This window comes from Actinoplanes sp. L3-i22 (assembly GCF_019704555.1).
Taxonomy (GTDB): Bacteria; Actinomycetota; Actinomycetes; order Mycobacteriales; family Micromonosporaceae; genus Actinoplanes.
The window spans coordinates 6,198,017-6,219,999 of record NZ_AP024745.1 but is presented as its reverse complement, the minus strand read 5'-3'; the positions used below and the strand labels follow the sequence as shown (position 1 = coordinate 6,219,999).

Sequence of the window (21,983 nt, the reverse complement as noted above, 5' to 3'; positions counted from 1 at the left end):
GGCTGGGCCCGGTCTTCGTCTCAGGTGCGGTGCTCGGCTCAGGTGCGGTGCTCGGCTCAGGTGCGGTCGAGGACGACGATCGGGATCTCCCGGTCGGTCTTCTTCGTGTACTCGTCGTAGTCCGGCCAGACCTCGACCATCTTGGCCCACATCGCGGGCTTCTCCTCGGGGGTCGCGATCCGGGCGGTGGCCGGGAAACGGTCGCCCTTGATCTGGACCTCGACCTGCGGGTCGGCCTGCAGGTTGACGAACCACGCCGGCGGCGCGGCGGCACCGCCCTTGGACGCGACGATCAGGTAGGCGCCGTGGTGCTCGCGGAAGATCAGCGCGTGCGAGCGCTCCTCGCCCGACTTGCGGCCGGTGGTGAACAGGATCAGGATCTCGGTCCCGTTCCGCCAGTGGAAGCCGTCCTCGCCGTCGGTCTCCAGGTACCGCGCGACGTGCGGGTCGCCATGCAATTCGATCGCAGAAACCATACCGCCAACCTACCCCGGGCCCGATCTCCGCGCCTGTTCGGCGCTGTTCGCCGTACCCAATCGGGGTGTGGGTCCGGGGTTTTCGGTGCGGCAGCGGAAAGCGGGACCTGAGCTTTCCTGTGCGGGTGAACCGAATAGCAACCGGGCGGTGACCGGACTGCACTCGACCGGGCGCGGATTCGCCCGAAGGGAGGGGCATGACCGACACCATGGTGGTTGAGCTGGGGCTGCAGGCGATGACGATCGCGGCGAAACTGTCCGCGCCGGTGCTGCTGACCGCGCTGGCGGTCGGTTTCGCGATCTCCCTGTTCCAGTCGGTGACGCAGATCCAGGAAGCGACGCTGTCGTTCGTGCCGAAGGCGGTCGCGATCGGCGCGGTCCTGCTGTTCTGCGGCAACTGGATGCTCCACGAGATGATCACGTTCACCGTTCAGCTGTTCGAGCGCGTGCCCGACCTGCTCCGCTGAGCGATGTGGTTTTCAGCGGGACGGCGGGCCGATGATCACGGTCTGCAGCTCGGTGAACGTGTCCGCCGGGTGCGGGCCGCCGACCCGCCCGAGGCCGCTGTCCGATCCTGATCGTCCGCCGAACGGCAGGTGGCTCTCCCAGTAGTTCGTCGACTCGTTGATGTTGACCCAGCCGGTGCGGACCGCGTCCGCGAACGTCAGGCCGCGCTGCAGATCGGCCGTGTAGACCGCCGCGAGCAGCCCGTACCGGGACGCGTTGGTCAGCTCGATCGCCTCGTCCAGGCTCTCGATCCGGACGATCGGCGCGATCGGCCCGAACGTCTCCTCGGCCGCCGCCAGGGCCTCGACCGGGACTTCGGTGAGGACCGTTGCCGGCCAGTACAAATCGGTCGGGAAACCACCTGCCGGCGCGCCACCCGTGCGGACCGTCGCGCCCCGGGCGACCGCATCGGCCACGTGCTCGGCCATCTTCGCGGCCACCGCCGGATTGTTCAGCGGCCCCATCGTCGTCGCGGCGTCGAACGGATCACCCAGCCGGATCCGCTCCCGCACGGCCGTGACCAGCCGCGACGCGAACTCGTCGGACACCGCCGAGTGCACCAGCAGCCGCTCGCCGGCCGTGCAGCTCTGCCCCGCGCACAGGAAACAGGCGGTGAGCGCGCCCTCGACGGCCCGGTCCAGGTCGGCGTCATCGAGGACCACGAGCGGCCCGTTGCCACCCATCTCCAGCAGCGTCGCCTTGCCCGCGGCGGCCTGCGCGACCAGCCGGCCGGTCGCCGTCGAGCCGATGAACGCGACCGCGTCGACCCCCGGATGCGCGGCGATCTCGTTGCCGACCACCGCGCCCGGCCCGGTCACCAGGTTGAGCACGCCGGGCGGCAGATCGGCCTCGGCGACGCAGCCGGCCAGCGCGATCGCGGCCACCGAGGTCGACGGCGCGGGCGTCCAGACGACCGTGTTGCCGGTCGCCAGCGCGGGCGCGATCAGCTCGGCCGGCATCGTGTACGGCCAGTTCCACGGCGTGATCACGCCGACCACGCCGCGCGGCCGGCGGATCAGCATGGCCCGCGTGCCGGCGCTCGACGACGGCGGCAGCAGCCCGCCGAGCCGCTTGGCGTCCTCGGCCGCCATCCGCCAGTAGACGATCAGCTCGGCCACCTCGTCGTTCGCTTCGGACAGGGGTTTGCCCTGGTCGAGCGTGAGGGTGCGGGCCAGCGTGCCGCGCCGGCTCTCGATCACGTCACCGACCCGGTGCAGCAGCGCGGCCCGGTCGAACGCGGACAGGCGGGCCCATCCGGCCGCGGCGCGACGTGCGCTTTCGATCGCTTCGCGAGCATCCGTACGGTCGCCGTCCGGAACCGTGCCGAGCACCTCACCGGTCGCCGGGCTCGTCGCGGTGGTGACCGCTCCTGATCGGGCCTCGCGCCACGCGCCATCGACGAACATCCGAAGATCCATCCTTGGACGTTAATCGCTGGACCGGCCCTGCGAGGATTTCGACATGCGCAAGATTCCCACGGTGTTCCAGCGGGACCCGGACGATCGCAAGCGGGTGCTGCCCGAGGCCAACCCGGAGTGTGCCTGGGTGCTCGCCGGGGAAGGGGTCGCGACCAGGAAGTACGACGGGACGTGCGTGCTGCTGGACGACGACGGGACGTGGTGGGCGCGCCGGGAGGTCCGGCCCGGGCGCACCCGGCCGCCGGGTTACCGCGCGGTGATGACCGACGACAACACCGGCAAGACGGTGGGGTGGGAGCCGATCGGACAGTCGTCGTACGCGGCCTGTCACGTCGAGGCGGTCGCGCGCTCGGACGGGTGGCGGCCCGGCACGTACGAGCTCGTCGGTCCGAAGATCAACGGCAACCCGGAGCGGACCGGGGGACATGAGTTGATCGCCCATGCGGCGGCCGAGCGCTTCGACGTGCCGCGCGACCTCGACGGGCTGCGCGCGTGGATCCTGGCGCATCCGGACTACGAGGGCCTGGTCTGGCACCACCCGGACGGCCGGCGGGCGAAGATCAAATACCGCGACTTCGCCTAATCGTTTTCGGCCGCCACGTTTTCGGACACGACCCAATAGAGCTGCTTGTGGCCGCGCGCCTCCAGCGTGGCCGCGAGCTGCTCCGCCTCAGCCTGCGAGTCCTTCCGCGCCACCACGTACCGGTTGCCGTTGTCGTCCTGCCGCCACACCACCCATCGCATCCGGCAAGGATGGCATCGACCGGGCCCGGTTCTCGACCCGCTGTCCGAGATACGTTCCGGCCAGCACCAGCACGATCCCGGCGACCGCGATCGGGCTCAGCCGGTCGCCGGCGAGCAGCAGGCCGAAGAAGACCGCCCAGACCGGCTCGGTGCCCAGCAGCAGGCTCGCGCGGGACGCCGACGTGCGGCGGATCGCCCAGAGCTGCACCACGAACGCGAAGACGCTGCAGCCCAGCGCCAGATAGGTGACCGCGAGCCACTGGGCCGGGCTGTAGGACCAGGGCACGGCGAACAACGCCGGGGTGAAGAGGGCGGCGCCGGTCACGGTCTGCAGGGCGGTCAAAACCCCGGTTCGGTACGAACGGTTCCGCGTCAGGTGTGCCGACAGCGTCACGTGGACGGCGCGTACCACGGCGGCGGCCAGCATCAGCGCGTCGCCGGTCGACGGGGGGCGCAGGCCCGGGCCGGCGACCAGCAGGATCACGCCCGCGGTCGCGGCGGCGGCGGCCAGGAAGAACGAGCGGGGGAGCCAGCGGCGGGAGACCAGGCCCTCCAGGATCGGGGTCATCAGGATGGTGAGGCTGATCAGGACGCCGGCGTTGGTGGCGCTGGTGAGCGAGACGCCGTAGGTCTCCAGGAGCAGGACGGTGGCCTGGGTGACGCCCAGCAGCACGCCGGTGCCGAGCTCGCGCCGGCTCACCCGCTGCGCCGCCTGCCCCGTCTCCCGCCCGGCTGCCCCTTCTGCCGCCCGCCCGGTTGCCCCGTCTCCCGCCCGCCCGGCTGCCTCTTTTGCCGCTGCCCGCCCGGCTGGCTCTTCTTCTGCCGCCCGCGGTGTTGTCTGGGCTGTCGCCTGCCCTTTCAGGCTTTGGAAGGCGAGGACCGGCAGCATCGTGGCCGCCGAGATCAGGAACCGGAGGGCCAGCAGGACCAGCACGCCGCCGGCGACTGTCAGGCTCTTCGCGGTCAGATAGCTGCTTCCCCAGACCACGGCGACCGCCAGCAGCAGGGCGTCACCGATACGCGTTGTCGACACAGGGCGAGCTTCGGCGGCGCGGATCCGGTAGACAAGAGGCCAACCTCTGAATCGACGATGTAGTGGGGACTAGTGGATCCGCATCACCTACGGCTGTTACGCGAGCTGGGGGACCGGGGGAGCGTCGCCGCGGTCGCCCGCGCGTTGCACATCACACCGTCCGCGGTGTCCCAGCAGTTGAACACGCTGCAGCGGTCGGCGCGGGTGCCGCTGACCGAACGCAGCGGCCGGCGCCTCGTGCTGACCGCGGCCGGCCGCGCCCTGGCCGCCGCGGCGGTCGAGGTGATGACCGCTCTCGACCGTGCCGAGCGCGCCGTCGGCGGGTACCTCGACGACCCGTCGGCGCCGGTGACCGTGTGCGCGTTCCACAGCGCGGCGCTCACCTGGTTCCCGGCGCTGGCCCGGCGGCACGGCCACGTCCGCTGTGCCGACGAGGACGTCGCCCAGGCCGACTTCCCGAGCCTGGTCGGCGACTACGACCTGGTCGTCGCGCACCGGCTGGCGCAGCACCCGCCCTGGCCCACCGACCGGGTCGCCGTGGTCCCGCTGATCCACGAGCCGATCTACGTCGCGATGGCCGCGGACTCGCCCCTGGCCGCGAAGCCCCGCCTCACCGCCGTGGACGTCGCCGCCCAGCCATGGATCAGCACCCACGAGGGCTTCCCGGTCGGCGGAGTACTGACCGCGATCGCGGCCGCCGCCGGCCGCCCCCTCGACATCGTGCACCGAATCAACGAGTTCACCGTCGTAGCCTCGATGGTCGCCGCCGGCGCCGGCCTGGCCCTGCTCCCCGCCCACACCTCGCCACCCGACCCCCGGCTGTCCCTACGCCCCCTGGACGACCTCCCGATCGGCCGCTACATCGACGTCCTGACCCGCCCGGAAACCCTGCACCGAGCCGCCGTCCGAACCGTCCTGGACACCCTCCGAACCCTGAGCCACCCCACCGACTCCCCGTGACGGCTCGCCGCCCCGCCCCGCCCCGCGCCGGCCTGCCTCGCGCCGCACCGTGCCGCCTCGCGCCCGCCGCCTCGCGCCCGCCGTGCCGCGCCCGCCGCCTCGCGCCGCGCCCGCCTGCCTCGCGCCGCACCGTGCCGTGCCGCGCCCGCCGCGCCGGCCTGCCTCGCACCGTGCCGCGCCCCGCCCTGCCTCGCGCCGCCTTGCCTCGCGCCAGCCCACCCCGCGCCAGCCCGCCCCGCCGCATCCCGCTGCGCTGCGCGAGGTCAGCCGTGGCGGTGGTGCTTCTTGACGAAGGTGTAGCCGGGCTCCAGGTTCTCGTCGGTCTCCGCGTTGTCCAGCGCACGCTGGTAGGCGGCCATCTGCTTCTCGGACGGCTGGGCGCCGGGCGGCAGCTTGCGGATGAACCCCTTCACCCAGTGCTCCCGCCGATCCTGGTGCTCCCCGTCCTCGTCGTCGTCCGGCTCGCTCGGATGCGGCGCCGGGTCGACCAGCGGCGCGTAGAACAGCAGGTCGACCTGCTCCTCACCGTCCACCTCGGGATAGGACGGGTGACCGCCCGCGTCGACGCTGCCCGCGACCCGGGTGATGTAGCCCTCGCGGATCAACTGCTCGACCGCGTTCTTCAGCAGGAACGCGCCCTTCTGACCACGGCCCAGCCCGGCCTGCTTGGCCAGCGCCTCCTCGGGGAAGACCACGCTGCCGTCGTCGAAGACCCGGCCCAGCTTGCGGATCGCCTTCAGCACCTGGCCCCGGTTCGAGGGGCGGGGGTCGAAGTCCCGGGTCACGGCCTTCGGATCATATTCGTGGTAGTAGTTGACGCCGTCGATCCGCAGCGGATCCTCGAGAACCTTGGTCCGCACGACGACCGCGTCCCGCCCCTGCTGCCAGGAGATGGTGACGAACATCCCGGCCTGGATCCCGGTCGGCCAGGCGATCCCGGTGAACTGCCAGCCGATGTCCTGCTCCAGAGCCGCCTCGAAGACCTCCCGGGTCGGGGTGATCCCCTTGACCCGGTGCTCCAGCACGACCATGACCGGATCCCGGTCCTGCAGCACCTCGGCGACCTCCTCCGGGACGGGACACACCGAGCCCTCGAGATCAGCCCGTCGCAGCGTGATCCGGCGAGTCACCGTACGCATTTCGTCCTCCCCGTTCCCGCAGGTCAGATGACGATGCTCGCACGCGCGCCCGGCCGGTCAGCAACCAGATGCCGATCACCAGCTCGGTCAGGCCCATCGGAGCGCCGTAGAGAAGCATGTCCAGATCGGCGCCATAAAGATCAACAACAGACCCGATCAGAAGTACGGCGACGCCGGCCAGCCCCAGCACGGTCAGCCAGCGCGGGACGACGCGGAAGCGGTGGAGCAGCACATACCACGCCACGCCGCTGCACGAGAACGTGTAGATCGCGATGAGCTGGGCCTGATAGCGCTGCTCCAGCAGCACGTCACGGGCCGGCCCGACGAGCTCGGCGGCGGTCAGCGTGCTCAGCACGATCATGGCGTTGACCGCGGCCTCGATGACCCGGAAGCCCAGATGGGCCGTGGCGAGACCGGGGCTGACCTGCCGGAAAACGGTGAAGGCCAGCGCGCCGATGCCGACCACGGCCACGCCGCAGATCAGCTCGAGCAACTCGCCGGTGAGGATCAGCCGGTGGTTGGTGGTGGACTCGGCCAGCTCGCTGCCGATCCCGTTGGTGAACAGTGCGACGAGAAACAGGGCGCCGATCAGTCCGAACGCCCGGCGGTTGGTGTCCATGGCGATCAGCTTGGGCCGTGCGGCGGTCGCGGGGCTTCCTACCGAAGTCGGGTTCGGAACACCTACTTCAGTCGGATGTGGAGGGTGCCCCGGCCGCCGTATCGTCGGCGCGTGGCTGTTCCGCATGTGCTTCCCGAGTGGCTGGCCGACCTGGTGCTGTTCCTGGTCGCCGGCGCGTTCGCGGCTGCCGCGGTCTACGACGGCGCCGAGCACGGCGTGGACACCACGGTGCTGCTCCTCGACGCGGTGCTGGGTGGCCTGAGCTGCCTGGGGATCTGGGTGCGCCGGTCCCGCCCGGTCGCCTTCGCGGCCGTGGCCGGGTTGTGCAGTGTCGTCTCGGAGAGTGCCGGGCCGGTCTCGCTGATCGCGCTCTTCACCGTCGCCTCCTACCGGCGGCCCGCGGTCACCGCCGCGGTCGTCGCCGGATATGCGCTGGTCTCACCGCTGACCCTGCTGATCCGGCCGGACACGGTGCATCTCGGCGTCGCCCAGATCACGCTGGGGCTGGTCTGCCTGATCGCCGCCCTGACCTGGGGGCTGTATATACGCGCCCGCCGCGAGCTGGTGGCGTCCCTGGATGATCGGGCCCGCCGCGCGGAGGCGGAGCAGGAGCTGCGGGTCGCGCAGGCCCGCCACCTGGAGCGCACCGCCATCGCGCGGGAGATGCACGACGTGCTCGCCCACCGGATCTCGCTGCTGAGCCTGCAGGCCGGCGCGCTGGAGCTGCGCCCAGGGGCGGCGCCGGAGGCGGTCGCGGCCGCCGCGGGGACGATCCGCCGAAGCGCCCACCAGGCCCTCGAAGATCTGCGGGAGGTGATCGGGGTGCTCCGGGAGGACCGGCCCGACCTGCCGCCCGAGCGGCCGCAGCCGGGCTATTTCGACCTGGCGAGGCTGGTCGACGAAGTGCGCGGGGCCGGTGAGCCGGTGAGCCTCTCCGAGGAGGTGACCGAGCCGGCGACGATCCCGGATTCGGTCGGCCGCGCGGCCTATCGCATCGTTCAGGAAGGACTGACGAATGCCCGCAAGCACGCCCGGGGGAAACCGGTGGTGGTGATGGTGTGGGGCGCGCCCGGCGACGGCCTGACCATCGAGCTGACCAATCCGATGCTGCACACCTCTGTCGTCCCGCTCATCCCCGGCGGCGGGACCGGCCTGATCGGCCTGTCCGAACGCGTCGCCATCGTCGGCGGCCACCTGCACCACGGGCCCGAGGGCGAGGCCTTCCGGGTCCGTGCGAACCTGCCCTGGCCGACAAGATGACCAGGCCGACGCCCCGCGCACGGCCGCCCCGGCCAGGAACGCAGCCGAGCCAGGCGCGGCTGGCCGGGCCCCGTGGGCCTGGGAAACGGGCGAGTGCGGTGCCGGTGGCCCTTGCATCGGGGGTCGGGGCGGGAGATACAGAGGTCCGGAGGAACGGGACGGCGACGGCCGGGGTGTCAGCGGCCGGAATGCTCGCGGCCGGGGCACAGGTGGGCGTGGCGCTGGCGGCCGACGCGCGTGGGTGCGGGGTGCAGGTCAGCGAGCTGTTGGCGGCCTCGGCGTCGGAGGTCGGGGTACGAGGGGCAGAGGTTCGGGGGAGCGGGACGGTGGCAGTCGGAGTGTCGGTGGGCGGGGTGCGGGAAGCGGCCGCGCAGGTGGGCGGGGTGCGGGAAGCGGCCGCGCCGGTGGGCGGGGCGCGGAAGGCGGCGGCGCCGGTGGGCGGGGCGCGCGAGGCGGCGGCGCCGGTAAGTGGGGCGCGGGTGCTGATCGTGGATGACGATCCGCTGGTGCGGGATGCGTTGCGGACGATCCTGCACGATCCGCCGACGACGGTGGTGGTGGGTGAGGCGGCGGACGGGACGGAGGTGGCGGCGCAGGTCGACCTGCATCAGCCGGACGTGGTGCTGATGGACATCCGGATGCCGAAGATGGACGGGCTGGCGGCGACCGAGTTGTTGCGCTGCCGGCCGGACCCGCCTGAGGTGATCGTGCTGACCGCGTTCCATGTGGACGACTACGTGCTGCGGGCGCTGCGGGCCGGGGCGATCGGGTTCCTGCTCAAGGGCACGCCGGCGGCGGACATCCTGCGGGCCGTGAACCGGGTGGCGGCGGGTGAGTCGTTCGTGTCGCCGATGGTGTTGCGGGAACTGCTCAAGCAGTTCGACGACTCGGGTGCGGCGGGCCGGCGCGTTCGGGCGCGGCGGATGCTCGGGTCGCTGAGTGAGCGCGAGCGTTCGGTTGCGGCTGCCATGGCCACCGGGGGCTCCAACGCGGACATCGGCCGTGAGCTGTTCCTGAGCATGCCGACGGTGAAGCAGCACGTGTCGAGCATCCTGCTGAAGCTGAAGCTCAACAGCCGCACCCAGATCGCCCTGCTGGCCCACGACGCCGACCTCACCGGCTGAGCCTCCAGGCTCGGGTCGGGCCGCCCTGCCGGGCTCAGGGGCTGAGGCCGCCGTGTCGGGCCGCCTTGCCGGGCTCAGCGGCTGAGGCCGCCGTGTCGGGCCGCCCTGCCGGGGCTCGCCGGCCGGGGGCGCCCCTGCTGGCTGGTCGGGCTGGGCTTGCCGGTTGAGGTTTCGCCTTGGCGGGGGCGCGCTGAGGTCGTGCTGTGGGCCCGCGCTGCTGGGCTCGCCGGGCGGGGGCGCCCTGCTTGCTGGCCGGGCTGGGCTGGGCTTGCCGGTTGAGGTTCCACCTTGGGCGGGGGCGCCCTGGGGTTGCGCTGCCGGCCTGTGATGCCGGGCTTGGTGGCTGGTTCCACGTCGGACAAGGTGGTCGAATTCGGGTTCGGTCCTGCGGTGGGGTGGGTTCGTGGCATGCTCGGCGAGTGCGTCCGCTGAGTGATCTTGTCGATGTCGGTGACCCGGCGTGGCCGGAGGTCGCCGCGGCGGTGGCGGAAGCGCCGTACCCGGTCGAGATCCTGCCGGCCGATCCGCGGCGTGCGGATGCGGAGTTGCACCAGGTTCAGGTGACGACCCGGTCCTGGCTGGGCGCGGTGGTGCACCGGACCGGCGGCATCGTGATCGACCACGGCTGGCTGCGCGTGCTCGGCTCCGGGAGCGAGGTCCGGGACCTGGCCGCGCTCAGCCAGGCCAACGAGGGCGTGGGCGGCGCGGTCCTGGTGGCGCAGGACGTCCTCGGCGGCCAGTTCGCGTGGACCCACGAGGGCGTCGAGTACTTCGCGCCGGACAGTCTGGGCTGGGAGAACCTCGACTGCGGCTACGGCGAGTGGCTGGCCTCGATGCTCGGCGGCGGGATGACCGCCTTCTACGAGACACTGCGCTGGCCGGGCTGGGAGCGGGAGGTCGCGGCCTGTGGTCTCGACCAGGCGATCAACGTCTTCCCGCCACTCTGGACCGCGGAGGGCAAGGACATCACGGCCGCGTCGCGCCGGCCGATCCCGATGACCGAGGCGATGTCGCTGATGGTGACCGCCTGACTCACCGAGGCGCCCGGGCCGCGTAGCCGCCGCGTATGCCTGGCGCACCGAGCCGAGTCGATGTGGCCGCCGCGTATGCCTGGCGCACCGAGCCGAGTCGATGTGGCCGCCGGAGTGCCCTCGCCGCGTCCTTCAGACCGGGCCGCGCAGCCGGCCGCGAGTGCCTGGCTTACTGAGCTGGCCGGCCGCGCTGCCGGCCGCGAACGCCTGGCTCATCGATCGGTCCGGGTCGCGTAGTCGGCGACGCGGGCGGCGAACGCCGCGACGAGGGTTCGCAGCTCGGCGGGACTGTCGATGACGAACGGCCGGTCGACCGAGGCGAGCAGCGCCGGGATCCACTCCAGGCTCTCGGCCCGCATCGACACCTCCAGCCAGCCGTCGGCCCCGCCGTGGACGACCGCCAGGCTCGGTGGCAACCGCCGCCGGATCTGGGCCTCGGTCGCCTCGATCCGCAGGTGGATCTCGTGCCGGTACGGAGCCGTGGCGAACCCGGTCAGCACCCGCTCGACCGGATCGAAGCCGTCGGGTGGCGTGAACGAGCCCGGCAGCCCCCGGACCTGCGAGATCCGGTCCAGCCGGAACGTCCGCTGCTCGCCGACCGACGGATCCAGACCGGTCACGTACCACCGCCCGTTGTGCGCGACCACCCCGTACGGAAAGAAGGTCCTGGAATCGAGGCGGACCGGTTGGTGATCGCGGACCGCAACCGCCAGCGGCAGAAGGATCGCGCCGTCCGGCGCGGAAGCGCCCGGCGCGGTCGACGCGAGCGCGTCCCGGAGCGCGTCGAGCCGCTGGGGGAGGACCCGCCGCAGCTTGGCCGCCGCCGTCTCGGCCGCCGTGCTCGCCTGGCCGGTCAGCCCGAGCAGCACGGCGAGCGCCTCGTCCTCGCCCAGCATCAGCGGCGGGAGGCGGTGCCCGCGCGCCAGCCGGTACCCGCCGTACCGCCCACGCACCGATTCCACCGGAATGTCCAGGTCAACCAGGTGCTGTACGTAGCGGCGCACGGTCCGAGCGTCGACGCCGAGCCGCTCGGACAGGTCGGCGAGGGTCCGCACCCCGCCGGACTGCAGCAGTTCGAGCAGGGTCAGCACGCGCGCGGTGGGCCGGGTCACGTCTCTCCAAATACTGGGCGGATTCTGTCCAGTATCCCGCCTACGGTTCCCGGCATGAACTTCGTATCGACCCGAGTCATCACCGCCGACGTCGCCCGCCTGATCGCGTTCTACGAGCAGATCACCGGCATCCCGGCGAAGAGCTTCACGCCCGAGTTCGCCGAGATCAACACCGGCGCGGCGACCCTGGCCATCGCCGGCGCGTCGACCGTTCCCGGTTTCGTCCGCCCGGACGAGAAGATCCTCGAATTCCTGGTCGACGACGTCGACGCGATCCAGGCCGAGCCGATCATGCCGCCCACCACGATGCCGTGGGGAAACCGATCGATGCTGGTCCGTGACCCGGACGGCACCCTGGTCAACCTGTTCACCCCGGTCACCCCGGAGGCGAAGCGCAAGTTCGCCCGCTGAGCCCGCTCCCTCTCCCGGGGGAGCCGCTTCCCTTCCGCAGGGGAGGCAGTGGAGATCGCCGCGGCCGAGGGTGGTGGCATGACTGACGACGCACGCCGCCGGCGCGTACAAGCCATCCTGGTCTGGTCGGCGGTGTACGCAATCTTTGGCCTGACCTGCACATCTGCCGGAGCCGCGGTGTTCTACCGGGCCGACACCCCGTTGCCGGTCGGCCTGAACGGGGTTGTCGTCGCGGCGGCCGGCCTGGCGGCGATCTCGGCCTGGGCCACCCTCCGGCATCCGGGCCGGCGGCTCGCCCGGGCCGGCCTGGTGGCGTCGGCCGTGGTGAGCGGCGCGGCGGCGTTCGGCCTGCTGATGGATGTCATCACCCTCGCGTTCAACCAGACGGTCGACAGCCCGCTGGCCACGGTGAACCGGGCGCTCGCCGCGGTGCTGCTCGTCGTCACCGCTTGGGCCACGTCCGGCAGCTGCCCGGGGTGCGGCGCCGCGCACACCTCGGGCGGAGCCGTCACCCGCGCCGCGCCGCGTCCGCCTGCTCGCCTACCTGGGCGCGGCGGCGTTCCTGCCGTACGCGGCGATGAAGACGACCTGGGCACTGGGCGGAGCCTTCGCCGGGATCAGCGGCGCACAGATGGTGGCCATCGCCGAGCGCAACGGCGCGTCCGGAATCTGGCTCACCCTGGAACGCTGGGGCCTCGACGCCACGGCACTGCTGGCCGCCGCCGGGGTGCTCCTGCTGTTCGCCCTGGTCCGGCCGTGGCGGCGGATGCCTCGCCTGCTGTTGCTCGGTCCCGCGTTCCTCGGCGCGGCCACGCTCGCCCCCTACGGAGCGGCCGGCATCGTCTACGCCGCGCTCGGCACGGCCGGCGTGATCACGATCGCCGCGGGTGACTTTCCCACCCCGGCCGACGCGCTGCTGGTGATTTGGGTGGGCGTCGGCGCGTTCGCCGTCTACGGCGTCGCGCTGAGCGTGGCCGCCTGGTCCTACCTACGCCGCACGCGGCCGGTCTGCCATTTGGTGAGCCCCGGCGGAATGGCCATCCACCGGGGCTCGACTTACCACTGAATTGCACACACCAGCACTTTTAAGAGCGGGGATCATTCTCAAGACAGCGTGTTTTGCCATTAAACTACCGCCGTTCGAAGCACGGCGGGCCGGACTTGAACCGGCATCCGCTGTCGTCGTCCCTACCCGTTCGATCCGGTGATCAGTGGTGAATGCTGACATTGGAGCGAGAATCTGAGTTTCAGGCCGGCTGCCTCTGCCAGATTTGGGCTACCCCCACCCGGAAGTGTGGGGGGCGGGATTTGAACCCGCACTGTCACCGGCGTCATCAGCTTCAACTTCAGTTGTCAGCTTTTGCGCCGTTGCCGGCGCATCCCCGCGCTCCCACGGGGAGTCTGTGTGTCATCCGAACAGGTAGCCGAACACCGCCGCGCCGACCCGTTCGTCGGTGACCTCGGTGTTGTTGGCCTCCTCACGCGCGAACTTGACCGCGGTCTGCAGCGTGATCACCCGGTCCAGGATCTCGTTGACCCGCTTCGCCGGCAGCGCCCCGGAGAACTTCACGGTCGTCCAGTAACCGACCGTCACGTCCTCGTAATACACCTCGACCTGGGCCGGGTGCTTCTCGGTGGCCTCCGCCTTGACGTGGTTGCGCGGCACCTTCTTGGTCCGGTTGGTGCGCACCGGCTCGGTCCGCCAGCTGTCCGTGGAGTCGTCGCGGACCCAGGACTCGGCCGCGTCGAGCACCGGCAGCTTCTTCACGAACGTGTGCAGATCGACGAGCTGCTTCTCCAGGAAGAGCAGGTAGGTCACCGGCACCTGAGCCGCGATCGTGCGGCCGTCGACCACCACGTCGGCGCGGGCCACGCAGTTCGTCCAGTCCTTCGTCGCGGTCACGTCGAACAGGCGCGTCAACGTATTACCGACGTCGCGCAGGATCTCCTCGGACTTGATCTGCACCCGGGTCGACTCGGCGGGCAGCTGCTCGCCCTCCTCGTCCTTCGGCTGATAGGTGCGGGAGATGCCGGCCAGCGGCGCGGTCTTCTGCACGGCGTGGTGCGCGTCGCTGAGATCGGCGAAAGCCTTGCTCTTGACGCCTTTCTCGACCGCGATGATCTGGTTCAGCTTTGGCACGGTGCCCCCTTTCTGCCCGCGAACGTTAGCACTCGCCCGCGACATCCCCGAACGGTTATCCACAGCCTTCGGCCCGACAGATCAAACCCGATTATCGGGTACGCCCGGAGCCCCCACCGCCCGCAGCAGCCGAACCGTCCGAGCCTGTTCCGCGACCGTCCCGAAAGGAGCCGCGGCGAAGTCGGTCACCCCCGCCTCGGCCAGCAGTCCCAGCTGCCGCGCGACCGCGCTCTCGTCCCCGGCGAGCGCCACGTCGCCCGGCCCGGCCACCCCCTCGCGGTCGAGCGTCGCCCGGTACTCGGGCACCCGGGCGGCCATCCCGTAGTACCGGGCGATCCGCTCCCGGGCGTCGTCCACATCGGCGGTCACCGTCACCGGCAGCCCGGCCACGATCCGTGGCGGGGACGCCGCCGCGGCGGTGATCAGCGGCACCACGTGCGTCTCCAGGGTCCGCCGCCCGGCCATCCAGGTGACCGTCCCGTCGGCGGCCTCGCCGGCCAGCCGCAGCATGCGCTCACCCAGCGCCGCGAGCAGCACCGGCGGCGGCTCGGTCCCCGGGATCGCCGCCGTCCCCACCGCCGTGATCATCTCGCCGTGGTGCTCGACCTGCTCGCCGCGCAGCAGTGGCCGCAGCACGGACAGGTACTCCCGCAGGTAGGCCACCGGGCGGTCGGCCGCCAGCCCGTACATCCCGGTCAGCATCGCCCCGATCCCGGCGCCGATCCCCAGGGTCAGGCGGTTGCCGGTGGCGGCCTGCGCGCTGAGCGCCTGGCCGGCCAGCGTCAGTGGATGCCGCTGCCGGACCGGCACGACGGCCGTCCCCAGCTCGGCCGTCGGCGTCTGCCCGGCGGCGAGGACCAGCGCGGTGAGCGCGTCCCAGCCCAGGGCCTGCGCCGACCACACAGCGGCCAGCCCGTCCGCCGCGGCGGCCTGGGCGCGCAGGTCGTCGGCGGTGGCGGGCCCGCGCACCTCTCCGATCATGATGCCGATCCGCATCTCACCCTCCCATGCGGAGAACTTCTCCGCTTGATGTCCGGTAAGATACGGAGAAGCTCTCCGCTTGGCAACGGTGAATTGGCAACGGTGAAGGGGACTGATGAGAAGCGACGCCCGCCGCAATCGCGACCTCGTCCTGGCCGCCGCCCGCGCCGAGTTCACCGAGCACGGCGCCGCCGCCTCGCTGAACCGGATCGCCCAGCGGGCCGGGGTCGGCCCGGGAACGCTCTACCGGCACTTCCCGTCGGTGCAGGCGTTGCTGGTCGCGATCATCCAGGCGGACGTGGCGGCGCTGTGCGAGCGCGGCCAGGTCCTGCTCGACCACGCGCACCCCGGCGCCGCGCTCCGGGAGTGGCTGCGCGCGGTGGCCGTCCACGCGTCGGCGATGCGCGGCTTCGTCGCCGTCGAGGTGCTCGGCAGCGGCGGCGACCCGGGCCTGGCCGAGTGCCACGACCGGATCCGCGAGGCCGGCGGGCGCCTGCTGCGCCGGGCCGGCGGCGACGCCGACATCGACGACGTGCTGACCGCGGTCAACGCCGTGGCCTGGGCGAACGAGCAGCTGCCGGCCGACCCCGCCCGGTTGGACCGCCTGCTGGCGCTGATCATGCGGGGCCTGCCCGCCGCGGAGCGGTCAGACCGGTGAGGTGCGCCGCATCAGGCCGGCGAGCCGTCCGGCGATCGGGTCCGGGGCGTTCAGGTCCGGCGCGTTGTGGTCGAGGCCGTCGATGATCTCGTAGGCCGCGTGCGGAATGATCCGTGCGAGCTGGGGAAGAACATCGCGGAGGTACGGCGGGGTCTGACTCCCGCCGAGCAGCAGCGTCGGGCAGCTGATCGCGGCGTACCGGGAACCGTCCGAGTCCAGCCGCAGCACCTCGCCGATCTCCCGCGGCGTGGTCGCCATCATCGCCCGGGTGTCCGGCCCGTCCGAGCCCCGCAGCAGCATGAACGCCAGCGCCCGATACACCGGTCCGGGCGCGTTCCCGAGCGGCGCCAGCCCGGTCCCGCGCAGGAACGTGGTCATCGCCGCGGTCTGCTTCCCCTGCTCGACGAGCTCGGTGAAGCGCGGCAGCCAGCCGGCCGGGAACGATCCGCGCAGGCTGACGCCCGGGTCGAAGACGGCCAGCGCGGCCGGCGGCCGGGCGATCGCCGCGTGCAGCGCGATCAGCCCGCCGTAGCTGTGCCCGAACAGCCAGGTCGCGCCGCGGGCGGCCAGCACCGCGAGCACGTCCTCGACCTCCCGGTCGACGCTGTAGTCCGGCCCCTGCGGCCCGCTCTGCCCGCGCCCGCGCCGGTCGATCACCGTCACCCGGTAGCTGTCGGCCAGCAGACCGGCCAGGTCCGCGTAGTGGTGGGCGCGGCGATTGTTGCCGGGAACGATCACGAGTCCGGGGCCCGCGCCGTACTCAAGGAAGGTGATTGTCGTCCCGTCCTCGGACGTGACCCTGCCGCTCATCGCATCCATGGCCGCAGAGTGACCGATCCGGCTGGCATCCGGCTGGTATGTCCCTGTCACGCACGCCGCGGGTGCATGATTCCCTTTGATCAAGCGTTACCGGAACACCAAGCAGTGCCGAGACTCGGAGGAATCGGGAAATGCTGGCTGGCCGTCTGCACGTGTCCACCGGGAAGTTCGCCGTCGAGGAGGTGGACGAGCCGCACGCCGGTCCCGGCGAGGTCCGGATCGCGGTGCGCGCCGCCGGGGTGTGCCTCTCCGACGTGCACCTGATCCAGGGCATCCTCAAGCCGCTCTACCTGACCGGCGACAGCGTCACCCTGGGGCACGAGACGGCCGGCGTGATCGACGAGGTCGGTGCCGGCGTCACCGGGCTCACCGTCGGCGAACGGGTGCTGCTGCAGGCCGGCGAGATCACCGGCGGCAAGGTGCTGACCCGCGGCGTCGACTACGACGGCGGCTGGGCGCAGTACGCGGTCTCCAGCGCCGCCACGGTCGTCCCGATCCCGGACACCCTCTCGTTCGAGCAGGCCTGCTTCATCCCGGACGCGGTCTCCACCCCGTGGGCGGCGATCACCGCGACCGCCGGGGTCCAGCCGGCCCGCGCGGTCGGCGTGTGGGGCGTCGGCGGGCTCGGCGCGCACGCCGTCCAGCTGCTCCGGATGATCGGCGCGGCCCCGATCGTCGCGGTCGACCCGCTGCCCGGCGCCCGCGAGCGGGCCCTGCAGTTCGGCGCGGACCTGGCCCTCGACCCGGCCGACCCGGAGTTCGCGGACCTGGTCGGCGAGGCCACCGGCGGGACCGGCCTGGCGTTCGCGTTCGACTTCGCCGGGGTCGCCCCGGTGCGCGTGCAGGCGTCCCGGAGCCTGGCCCGGTGGGGCAAGCTGATCCTGGTCGGGCTCACCGACCAGCCGCTGACCATCCCGGACGGCACCCGGTTCAGCTTCCTGGAGCAGCAGGTCCGCGGGCACTACGGCTCCGGCCCGGAGAGCGTCCTCGAGCTGTTGAAGCTGGTCGCGCTGAACCGGCTGGAGTTCTCCCGGTCGGTCAGCGGGATCATGCCGCTCACCCAGGCGGCCGAGGCGGTCCGGCAGCTCGACGAGAAGGAAGGTAATCCGATCCGGTTGATCCTCGTGCCGTGAGCGCGAATGGGCGACGATGGATCGGTGAGCAAAACCAGGTCGATCGGCTGTTATGGGGGGCCGCCGCCGGATCTTCCGGACCCGGGGCGGGAGATCTGGGCGTACGACGGCGCCCTGTCGATACTGCTCGGCCAGCTCCTGCGGGATGTCGACGGCATCCCGCCCGAGCACCGGCCGGGCTGGTGGGCGTCCTCCGTGGAGGAGCTGCGCACCCAGGCGATGTTCAGCGACCTGTTCTTCGACGTCGCGCTCGGGCTGGCCCTCGACCAGCGCGAGGAGCTGGCCGAGCTGCTCGACGACACCGCGGCGCGCCTGCGGGACCGGCCGCCCCGGACACCGGGCCAGGCCGACGACTGGCACCTGGTCTTCCGCGGCGATCATGCGTACGACGTGGGCCCGATCGCCGAGCTCGGGCAGGCCCTCGGCGAGTTGCTGCGCGGCCGGCTGCCGGAGCCGCCACCCGGCACCCTGTGGCTCTACGGGGCGCCGGGCGGCCGGACCACGATCAGTCCACGTTGAAGATCGCCGCGCGTTCGCCGTGCAGGGTCGGTTCCTCGATCTGATCGACAACGGCAACGGCGAGATCGGCGTACGACAGGTGCCCCGGTACCGCCTCGTCCCCGCCCAGCCGGTAGCCGCCGAGCCGCGGACGGTCCAGCGTGAGCAGCGCCGGCGGGGTCAGCATCACCCAGTCGGCGTCCGACTCCCGGAGCCGGGTCAGGCCGGCGGTGTGCGCGTCGGCGAACGCCCGGAACTGCTCGGGCAGGGGATCGGCGCCGCGCAGGTTGCTGAACAGGCCGATCGCGACGATCCGGGGCACCTTCGAGGCGACCAGCGCGTCCACGGCATCGGCGAAGAAGCCGGGGTTCAGCTCCAGCCTGGCCAGCTCCTCCGGGCCGGAGGCCGGGCTGACGGCGTTGACGGCGGCGTCCTGGCCACTCAGGACAGCGGCCACCGACTCCGGGTCGGTGATGTCGCCGCGGACGACGCGGCCGTCCAGATCGGGGTGGCGGGCCGGATCCCGGACCACGGCGGTGACGGTGTGCCCACGACTCAGGGCCTCGGTGACGATGGCCCGGCCGGCGCGGCCGGCCGCGCCGAAGATGGCGATGCTGCTCATGCCCGGCAGGTTAGGCGCCCGACCGTCGGTTACCGCAACGAAACCGGACCTGACCTGCGGCTTCGCCCGGCGCTCGCAGCGCCCACCGAGCCGCCGCGCCCGGCCCGGGTGCTTGCGTGGTGCCTGTCCCGGGTGCTTGCGTGGTGCCTGGCCCGGGTGCTCGTGTCGTGGGCCTCGCCCGGCTCGAGCGCCGTGGTTAGGCTCGCGGAATGGCCGTGGTTAGGCTCGCGGAATGACTGCCGGCTTGAGCCCCGACATGTTCGACGACGCCTGCCCGACGACCGTGATGCCGTTCCGGATCGGCGACAAGTGGACCGCGATGGTGGTGCTCTGCCTGGAGCAGGGCCCGCGCCGCTTCAACGAACTGCGGGTCCCGCTGCGCCGGGTCACCCCGAAGGTCCTCGCCGAGACCCTGCGCTCGATGGAACGCGACGGCCTGCTGACCCGCTCCGCGTACGACGAGAATCCACCCCGCGTCGAGTACTCGCTCACCCCGCTGGGCCGCAGCCTCCTCACCCTGGTCGACGCCGCCCGCACCTGGTGCACCGCCCACATGCCCGACCTGATCGCCGCCCGCGCCGCCTTCACCGACCGCCCCTGACCATTCCGCCGGGCCGTCCTCCAGCCGTCGCCCGCCATCAGCATCCGAGCATGAGCACGATCATCGACGACGCCGGCACGCCGGCGGGCAGCGCGGTCCCGATGCCGGTCGCTCTCAGCAGACGACGGGGGAGCAACCTACGTTGCCGACACCGCTGCTCGGTGAAGGACTTTGCTCACATGCCGAGAACAGTGCGTTTCATCAGGGATACCGAATTGCACGAAGCGTGCATTCGACCGAGCAGCTGGATAATTCGCCCACCGCTCAAGGCGAATTACGCGGCGCTCTGGTCCGCCTCCGCGAGCTTACTTCGCCTGCGAGGGTTGGCAACCACTACCGCCAGGATCTTCAGATGCTTCATTCATGGCGCGCTGCTCAGGCCATCTTTGCAACGCCGGGAATTGCCGAACATATCGTTCACAGGCCCCGACGAATTCGATTTCGGGCTCAGCGAGCGCGGTGCGGGCGACCACATAGGCAGGAAGAACCTCGGACGCGGGGAGCATTCCGATCTCTTCGTCGCTGTATCGGCCCCCGGAGAGCATTGCCGTGGCGAGCGCCAGGGCAACCGTCATCGTTACGCCGACGCAGGTCCGGGCCGGGCTGAACAACACGTACGGGCCGTCCGCGAATTCGTGATCCATGACGAAGAGGTGGGCGCAGTCGCCAGTTGCCGGCATGCAGAGTGTGATCATGGGCGGATCGGTGCCTGGATCGAGCACCCTGTCGGCGTCCGCGGCGGCCGCCACGATTTCCGGCGCTGCCGTACCGCCGAGTAGATCGGTGAGGACGTCATTGGCGCGGTGAATGACGTCGGCGAGAGCCACGGGCTGGGGCAACGTCGCCGCAAGGTCAACGGACACGCAATGAGGCTAGCTCTCATGCCGCCGACAGGGCGACCAGGAACGGCGAGAAGATGACCCCTCGGCTTGCCGGGCAAATGAAATCACCCCGACTTGACGGCGAGGTCCGAGCACTCATCCACCGCGTTGAGCGCGCTTCGGTGACCGACCCGTACGCCATCCGGGATTTTGTCGTTGATCGTGTGCGGAGGAACGGCACGGTGCTGTGCCACGACGTCGACACGCCGGTCGCGCAGATCCACGAGCTGTTCACCGTCGACGGCTGGGATCCGCGCCGATACGGGCGGCCGGAGCTGCGGGTCGTCGACCTGCAGTGGACGGTCGAGCGGGATCCCCGGTAGCCCCGGCCATCACGTGATGGCCGGAGCAGCGCGATCAGGCCGGGCGGAACGAGGTGTGGGGCGCCGGCGCGGCGTGCTTGATCATCAGGTGGCGGGTCACCGAGTACTCCTGGATCGCCTGCTGGCTCATGTCCTTGCCGAATCCGGAGCCCTTCACCCCACCATGCGGCGCCTCGGACGCGATCGGCAAATGATCGTTGATCCAGGTCACGCCGAAGTCCAGCTGGTGCGAGACGCGCAGGGCCCGGGCCACGTCGTGCGACCAGATCGACGACGCCAGGCCGTACGGCGTGTCGTTCGCCAGCCGGATCGCCTCGTCCTCGCCGTCGAACGGCACCGCGACCAGCACCGGCCCGAACACCTCCCGCTGCACCACCTCGCTGGCCTGATCGGCGCCCACGATCAGCGTCGGCGGGTAGTAGAACCCCGGCCCGTCCAGCGGCACCCCACCGGTCAGCACCGACGCGCCGGCCGCGGCCGCCCTGGTCACGAAGCCGTGGGTGCGTTCCCGCTGGGCCGCGGAGATCATCGGCCCGATGTCGGTGCCCTCGGCCGCGGGATCGCCGACCGTGATCTTGCCGAGGAGTTCCCGCAGCCGGGCGACCCCGTCGTCGAAGACGCTCCGCTCCAGGTAGACGCGGGTCGCGGCGGTGCAGTCCTGCCCGGTGTTGTAGGTCGCGCCCATCGCCACTCCGGCGGCCATCTCGTGCAGGTCGGCGTCCGCGAAGACCAGCGCCGGCGCCTTCCCGCCCAGCTCCAGGTGCAGCCGCTTGAGCCCGGTGACCGCGCCGGCCATCACCCGGCGCCCGGTCTCCGACGACCCGGTCAGGCTGACCATGTCCACGCCCGGGTCGGTGACCAGGGCCTCGCCCACGTCCCCGCCCCCGGTCACCACGGTGACCAGGCCTTCCGGCGCCCCGGCCCGCTCGACGAGCTCGGCGAGCAGCTGGGTGCTGCGCGGTGTCTGCGGCGCCGGCTTGATCACCACGGCGTTGCCGGCCGCGATCGCCGGCCCGATCTTCCAGACCGCCATGATCAGCGGGAAGTTCCAGGGCGCGATCGCGCCGATGACGCCGATCGGCCGCCGGATCAGCAACGACGTGTAGCCGCTGGACAGCATCCCGGCGCCGGTCCCGTCCAGGGATCGGGCGCCGCCGGCGAAGAACCGCAGGTTGTCGACCGCGAACGGCAGCTCGCCCTCGGCGAAGACCGGGATCGGCTTGCCCGTCTCGGCGACCTCCAGGCGGGTCAGCTCCGCGGTGTGCTCCTCGACCAGGTCGGCGAGCTTGAGCAGCACCCGGGCCCGCTCACCGGGGGTGACGTCTTTCCACTTCAGGTAGGCGGCCCGGGCTCGCGCCACCGCCGCGGCGACGTCCGCCGGGTCGGTGTCGGCGACCTCGGCGGCTGCGCCGCCGTCGGCCGGATTGACGATCACGCGAGGTGCCATGGGGATGACCTTTCCAGATTCATGTACGAGGGAAGCGTCATGTTGA

General features: G+C 71.7%; 26 protein-coding genes. 13 read left to right on the top strand and 13 right to left on the bottom strand.

Annotated features, from left to right (window positions below; genetic code table 11):
- Positions 1-56: 56 nt before the first annotated feature.
- Entirely contained in the window at positions 57-476 is a 420-nt protein-coding gene (locus L3i22_RS28030) for a nitroreductase family deazaflavin-dependent oxidoreductase (RefSeq protein WP_221320525.1), read from the bottom strand.
- Between the two features lie 197 nt (positions 477-673).
- Between L3i22_RS28030 and fliQ the strand changes: the two genes are divergently transcribed.
- Positions 674-943 carry a flagellar biosynthesis protein FliQ gene (fliQ, locus tag L3i22_RS28025; protein WP_221320524.1) on the top strand — a complete coding sequence of 90 codons (270 nt, stop codon included), beginning with the start codon at positions 674-676 and terminating at the stop codon, positions 941-943.
- A 12-nt stretch (positions 944-955) separates the two neighbouring features.
- On the opposite strand, the gene L3i22_RS28020 is transcribed toward fliQ, so the two are convergent.
- On the bottom strand, positions 956-2,401 hold the full coding sequence (locus L3i22_RS28020) for an aldehyde dehydrogenase (protein WP_221320523.1): 1,446 nt from the start codon (positions 2,399-2,401) through the stop codon (positions 956-958).
- A gap of 43 nt (positions 2,402-2,444) precedes the next feature.
- On the opposite strand from L3i22_RS28020, the gene L3i22_RS28015 reads away from it, so the two are divergent.
- Positions 2,445-2,984, top strand: coding sequence for a hypothetical protein (locus tag L3i22_RS28015; protein ID WP_221320522.1), 540 nt, complete (start codon positions 2,445-2,447; stop codon positions 2,982-2,984).
- An 87-nt stretch (positions 2,985-3,071) separates the two neighbouring features.
- Here the strand turns inward: L3i22_RS28015 and L3i22_RS28010 are convergent, their stop codons facing one another.
- Positions 3,072-4,178 carry a DMT family transporter gene (locus L3i22_RS28010; RefSeq protein ID WP_255657181.1) on the bottom strand — a complete coding sequence of 369 codons (1,107 nt, stop codon included), beginning with the start codon at positions 4,176-4,178 and terminating at the stop codon, positions 3,072-3,074.
- Between the two features lie 72 nt (positions 4,179-4,250).
- Between L3i22_RS28010 and L3i22_RS28005 the strand changes: the two genes are divergently transcribed.
- Positions 4,251-5,138, top strand: coding sequence for a LysR family transcriptional regulator (locus L3i22_RS28005; RefSeq protein ID WP_221320521.1), 888 nt, complete (start codon positions 4,251-4,253; stop codon positions 5,136-5,138).
- A gap of 263 nt (positions 5,139-5,401) precedes the next feature.
- On the opposite strand, the gene L3i22_RS28000 is transcribed toward L3i22_RS28005, so the two are convergent.
- Together L3i22_RS28000 and L3i22_RS27995 are read right to left on the bottom strand one after the other, a co-directional pair.
- Positions 5,402-6,277: a hypothetical protein gene (locus L3i22_RS28000; RefSeq protein ID WP_221320520.1), complete on the bottom strand. Its 876-nt coding sequence runs from the start codon at positions 6,275-6,277 to the stop codon at positions 5,402-5,404.
- Complete coding sequence (locus L3i22_RS27995; RefSeq protein WP_221320519.1) at positions 6,237-6,896, bottom strand: DUF4386 domain-containing protein; 660 nt, start codon at positions 6,894-6,896, stop codon at positions 6,237-6,239. The genes L3i22_RS28000 and L3i22_RS27995 overlap by 41 nt, the downstream gene beginning before the upstream one ends.
- A 111-nt stretch (positions 6,897-7,007) precedes the next feature.
- On the opposite strand from L3i22_RS27995, the gene L3i22_RS27990 reads away from it, so the two are divergent.
- From L3i22_RS27990 to L3i22_RS27980, 3 genes are all read left to right on the top strand, one after another.
- Positions 7,008-8,156 carry a sensor histidine kinase gene (locus L3i22_RS27990; RefSeq protein WP_221320518.1) on the top strand — a complete coding sequence of 383 codons (1,149 nt, stop codon included), beginning with the start codon at positions 7,008-7,010 and terminating at the stop codon, positions 8,154-8,156.
- 326 nt (positions 8,157-8,482) lie between these two features.
- Complete coding sequence (locus L3i22_RS27985) at positions 8,483-9,280, top strand: response regulator (RefSeq protein ID WP_370644246.1); 798 nt, start codon at positions 8,483-8,485, stop codon at positions 9,278-9,280.
- A 419-nt stretch (positions 9,281-9,699) separates the two neighbouring features.
- Complete coding sequence (locus L3i22_RS27980) at positions 9,700-10,311, top strand: DUF2625 family protein (RefSeq protein WP_255657180.1); 612 nt, start codon at positions 9,700-9,702, stop codon at positions 10,309-10,311.
- A gap of 212 nt (positions 10,312-10,523) precedes the next feature.
- On the opposite strand, the gene L3i22_RS27975 is transcribed toward L3i22_RS27980, so the two are convergent.
- Positions 10,524-11,423 (bottom strand): YafY family protein, encoded by a 900-nt coding sequence (locus L3i22_RS27975; protein WP_221320517.1) that lies wholly within the window; start codon positions 11,421-11,423, stop codon positions 10,524-10,526.
- A gap of 54 nt (positions 11,424-11,477) precedes the next feature.
- Between L3i22_RS27975 and L3i22_RS27970 the strand changes: the two genes are divergently transcribed.
- Positions 11,478-11,834 carry a VOC family protein gene (locus L3i22_RS27970; protein WP_221320516.1) on the top strand — a complete coding sequence of 119 codons (357 nt, stop codon included), beginning with the start codon at positions 11,478-11,480 and terminating at the stop codon, positions 11,832-11,834.
- 182 nt (positions 11,835-12,016) lie between these two features.
- Here L3i22_RS27970 and L3i22_RS27965 read toward each other — a convergent pair whose 3' ends face one another.
- On the bottom strand, positions 12,017-12,346 hold the full coding sequence (locus L3i22_RS27965; RefSeq protein WP_221320515.1) for a hypothetical protein: 330 nt from the start codon (positions 12,344-12,346) through the stop codon (positions 12,017-12,019).
- Between the two features lie 65 nt (positions 12,347-12,411).
- On the opposite strand from L3i22_RS27965, the gene L3i22_RS27960 reads away from it, so the two are divergent.
- Positions 12,412-12,900, top strand: coding sequence for a hypothetical protein (locus L3i22_RS27960; protein ID WP_221320514.1), 489 nt, complete (start codon positions 12,412-12,414; stop codon positions 12,898-12,900).
- Positions 12,901-13,242: 342 nt separating this feature from the next.
- Here the strand turns inward: L3i22_RS27960 and L3i22_RS27955 are convergent, their stop codons facing one another.
- Together L3i22_RS27955 and L3i22_RS27950 are read right to left on the bottom strand one after the other, a co-directional pair.
- The gene (locus tag L3i22_RS27955) at positions 13,243-13,974 is read right to left on the bottom strand and encodes a hypothetical protein (RefSeq protein WP_221320513.1); all 732 of its coding nucleotides are present in this window, start codon (positions 13,972-13,974) and stop codon (positions 13,243-13,245) included.
- Between the two features lie 81 nt (positions 13,975-14,055).
- Entirely contained in the window at positions 14,056-14,970 is a 915-nt protein-coding gene (locus tag L3i22_RS27950) for a TIGR03564 family F420-dependent LLM class oxidoreductase (protein ID WP_221320512.1), read from the bottom strand.
- A 100-nt stretch (positions 14,971-15,070) separates the two neighbouring features.
- Between L3i22_RS27950 and L3i22_RS27945 the strand changes: the two genes are divergently transcribed.
- Positions 15,071-15,613, top strand: coding sequence for a TetR/AcrR family transcriptional regulator (locus L3i22_RS27945; protein WP_221320511.1), 543 nt, complete (start codon positions 15,071-15,073; stop codon positions 15,611-15,613).
- Here the strand turns inward: L3i22_RS27945 and L3i22_RS27940 are convergent.
- On the bottom strand, positions 15,602-16,432 hold the full coding sequence (locus tag L3i22_RS27940; protein WP_221320510.1) for an alpha/beta fold hydrolase: 831 nt from the start codon (positions 16,430-16,432) through the stop codon (positions 15,602-15,604). The two genes, L3i22_RS27945 and L3i22_RS27940, sit on opposite strands and share 12 nt — an antisense overlap.
- Before the next feature lie 131 nt (positions 16,433-16,563).
- Between L3i22_RS27940 and L3i22_RS27935 the strand changes: the two genes are divergently transcribed.
- Together L3i22_RS27935 and L3i22_RS27930 are read left to right on the top strand one after the other, a co-directional pair.
- Positions 16,564-17,565, top strand: a complete 1,002-nt coding sequence (locus tag L3i22_RS27935; protein ID WP_221320509.1) for a zinc-binding dehydrogenase — start codon at positions 16,564-16,566, stop codon at positions 17,563-17,565.
- A gap of 24 nt (positions 17,566-17,589) precedes the next feature.
- Positions 17,590-18,084, top strand: coding sequence for a hypothetical protein (locus L3i22_RS27930; RefSeq protein WP_221320508.1), 495 nt, complete (start codon positions 17,590-17,592; stop codon positions 18,082-18,084).
- Here L3i22_RS27930 and L3i22_RS27925 read toward each other — a convergent pair.
- Positions 18,071-18,685 carry an NAD(P)-dependent oxidoreductase gene (locus tag L3i22_RS27925; protein WP_221320507.1) on the bottom strand — a complete coding sequence of 205 codons (615 nt, stop codon included), beginning with the start codon at positions 18,683-18,685 and terminating at the stop codon, positions 18,071-18,073. The genes L3i22_RS27930 and L3i22_RS27925 overlap by 14 nt on opposite strands.
- 232 nt (positions 18,686-18,917) lie before the next feature.
- Between L3i22_RS27925 and L3i22_RS27920 the strand changes: the two genes are divergently transcribed.
- On the top strand, positions 18,918-19,286 hold the full coding sequence (locus tag L3i22_RS27920) for a helix-turn-helix domain-containing protein (RefSeq protein WP_221320506.1): 369 nt from the start codon (positions 18,918-18,920) through the stop codon (positions 19,284-19,286).
- 305 nt (positions 19,287-19,591) lie between these two features.
- On the opposite strand, the gene L3i22_RS27915 is transcribed toward L3i22_RS27920, so the two are convergent.
- On the bottom strand, positions 19,592-20,149 hold the full coding sequence (locus tag L3i22_RS27915; protein WP_221320505.1) for a hypothetical protein: 558 nt from the start codon (positions 20,147-20,149) through the stop codon (positions 19,592-19,594).
- Between the two features lie 182 nt (positions 20,150-20,331).
- Here L3i22_RS27915 and L3i22_RS27910 point away from each other — a divergent pair, with 182 nt between their 5' ends.
- Positions 20,332-20,490: a hypothetical protein gene (locus L3i22_RS27910; protein ID WP_221320504.1), complete on the top strand. Its 159-nt coding sequence runs from the start codon at positions 20,332-20,334 to the stop codon at positions 20,488-20,490.
- A gap of 34 nt (positions 20,491-20,524) precedes the next feature.
- Here the strand turns inward: L3i22_RS27910 and L3i22_RS27905 are convergent, their stop codons facing one another.
- Positions 20,525-21,937 carry an aldehyde dehydrogenase family protein gene (locus tag L3i22_RS27905; RefSeq protein ID WP_221320503.1) on the bottom strand — a complete coding sequence of 471 codons (1,413 nt, stop codon included), beginning with the start codon at positions 21,935-21,937 and terminating at the stop codon, positions 20,525-20,527.
- Positions 21,938-21,983 lie beyond the last annotated feature (46 nt).

Bases quoted from the DNA above. Each gene is read 5' to 3' on its own strand.
- L3i22_RS28030 (WP_221320525.1), bottom strand. From the start codon at position 476: ATGGTTTCTGCGATCGAATTGCATGGCGACCCGCACGTCGCGCGGTAC.
- fliQ (WP_221320524.1), top strand. From the start codon at position 674: ATGACCGACACCATGGTGGTTGAGCTGGGGCTGCAGGCGATGACGATC.
- L3i22_RS28020 (WP_221320523.1), bottom strand. From the start codon at position 2,401: ATGGATCTTCGGATGTTCGTCGATGGCGCGTGGCGCGAGGCCCGATCA.
- L3i22_RS28015 (WP_221320522.1), top strand. From the start codon at position 2,445: ATGCGCAAGATTCCCACGGTGTTCCAGCGGGACCCGGACGATCGCAAG.
- L3i22_RS28000 (WP_221320520.1), bottom strand. From the start codon at position 6,277: ATGCGTACGGTGACTCGCCGGATCACGCTGCGACGGGCTGATCTCGAG.
- L3i22_RS27995 (WP_221320519.1), bottom strand. From the start codon at position 6,896: ATGGACACCAACCGCCGGGCGTTCGGACTGATCGGCGCCCTGTTTCTC.
- L3i22_RS27970 (WP_221320516.1), top strand. From the start codon at position 11,478: ATGAACTTCGTATCGACCCGAGTCATCACCGCCGACGTCGCCCGCCTG.
- L3i22_RS27960 (WP_221320514.1), top strand. From the start codon at position 12,412: ATGAAGACGACCTGGGCACTGGGCGGAGCCTTCGCCGGGATCAGCGGC.
- L3i22_RS27950 (WP_221320512.1), bottom strand. From the start codon at position 14,970: ATGCGGATCGGCATCATGATCGGAGAGGTGCGCGGGCCCGCCACCGCC.
- L3i22_RS27945 (WP_221320511.1), top strand. From the start codon at position 15,071: ATGAGAAGCGACGCCCGCCGCAATCGCGACCTCGTCCTGGCCGCCGCC.
- L3i22_RS27940 (WP_221320510.1), bottom strand. From the start codon at position 16,432: ATGGATGCGATGAGCGGCAGGGTCACGTCCGAGGACGGGACGACAATC.
- L3i22_RS27935 (WP_221320509.1), top strand. From the start codon at position 16,564: ATGCTGGCTGGCCGTCTGCACGTGTCCACCGGGAAGTTCGCCGTCGAG.
- L3i22_RS27925 (WP_221320507.1), bottom strand. From the start codon at position 18,685: ATGAGCAGCATCGCCATCTTCGGCGCGGCCGGCCGCGCCGGCCGGGCC.
- L3i22_RS27920 (WP_221320506.1), top strand. From the start codon at position 18,918: ATGACTGCCGGCTTGAGCCCCGACATGTTCGACGACGCCTGCCCGACG.
- L3i22_RS27905 (WP_221320503.1), bottom strand. From the start codon at position 21,937: ATGGCACCTCGCGTGATCGTCAATCCGGCCGACGGCGGCGCAGCCGCC.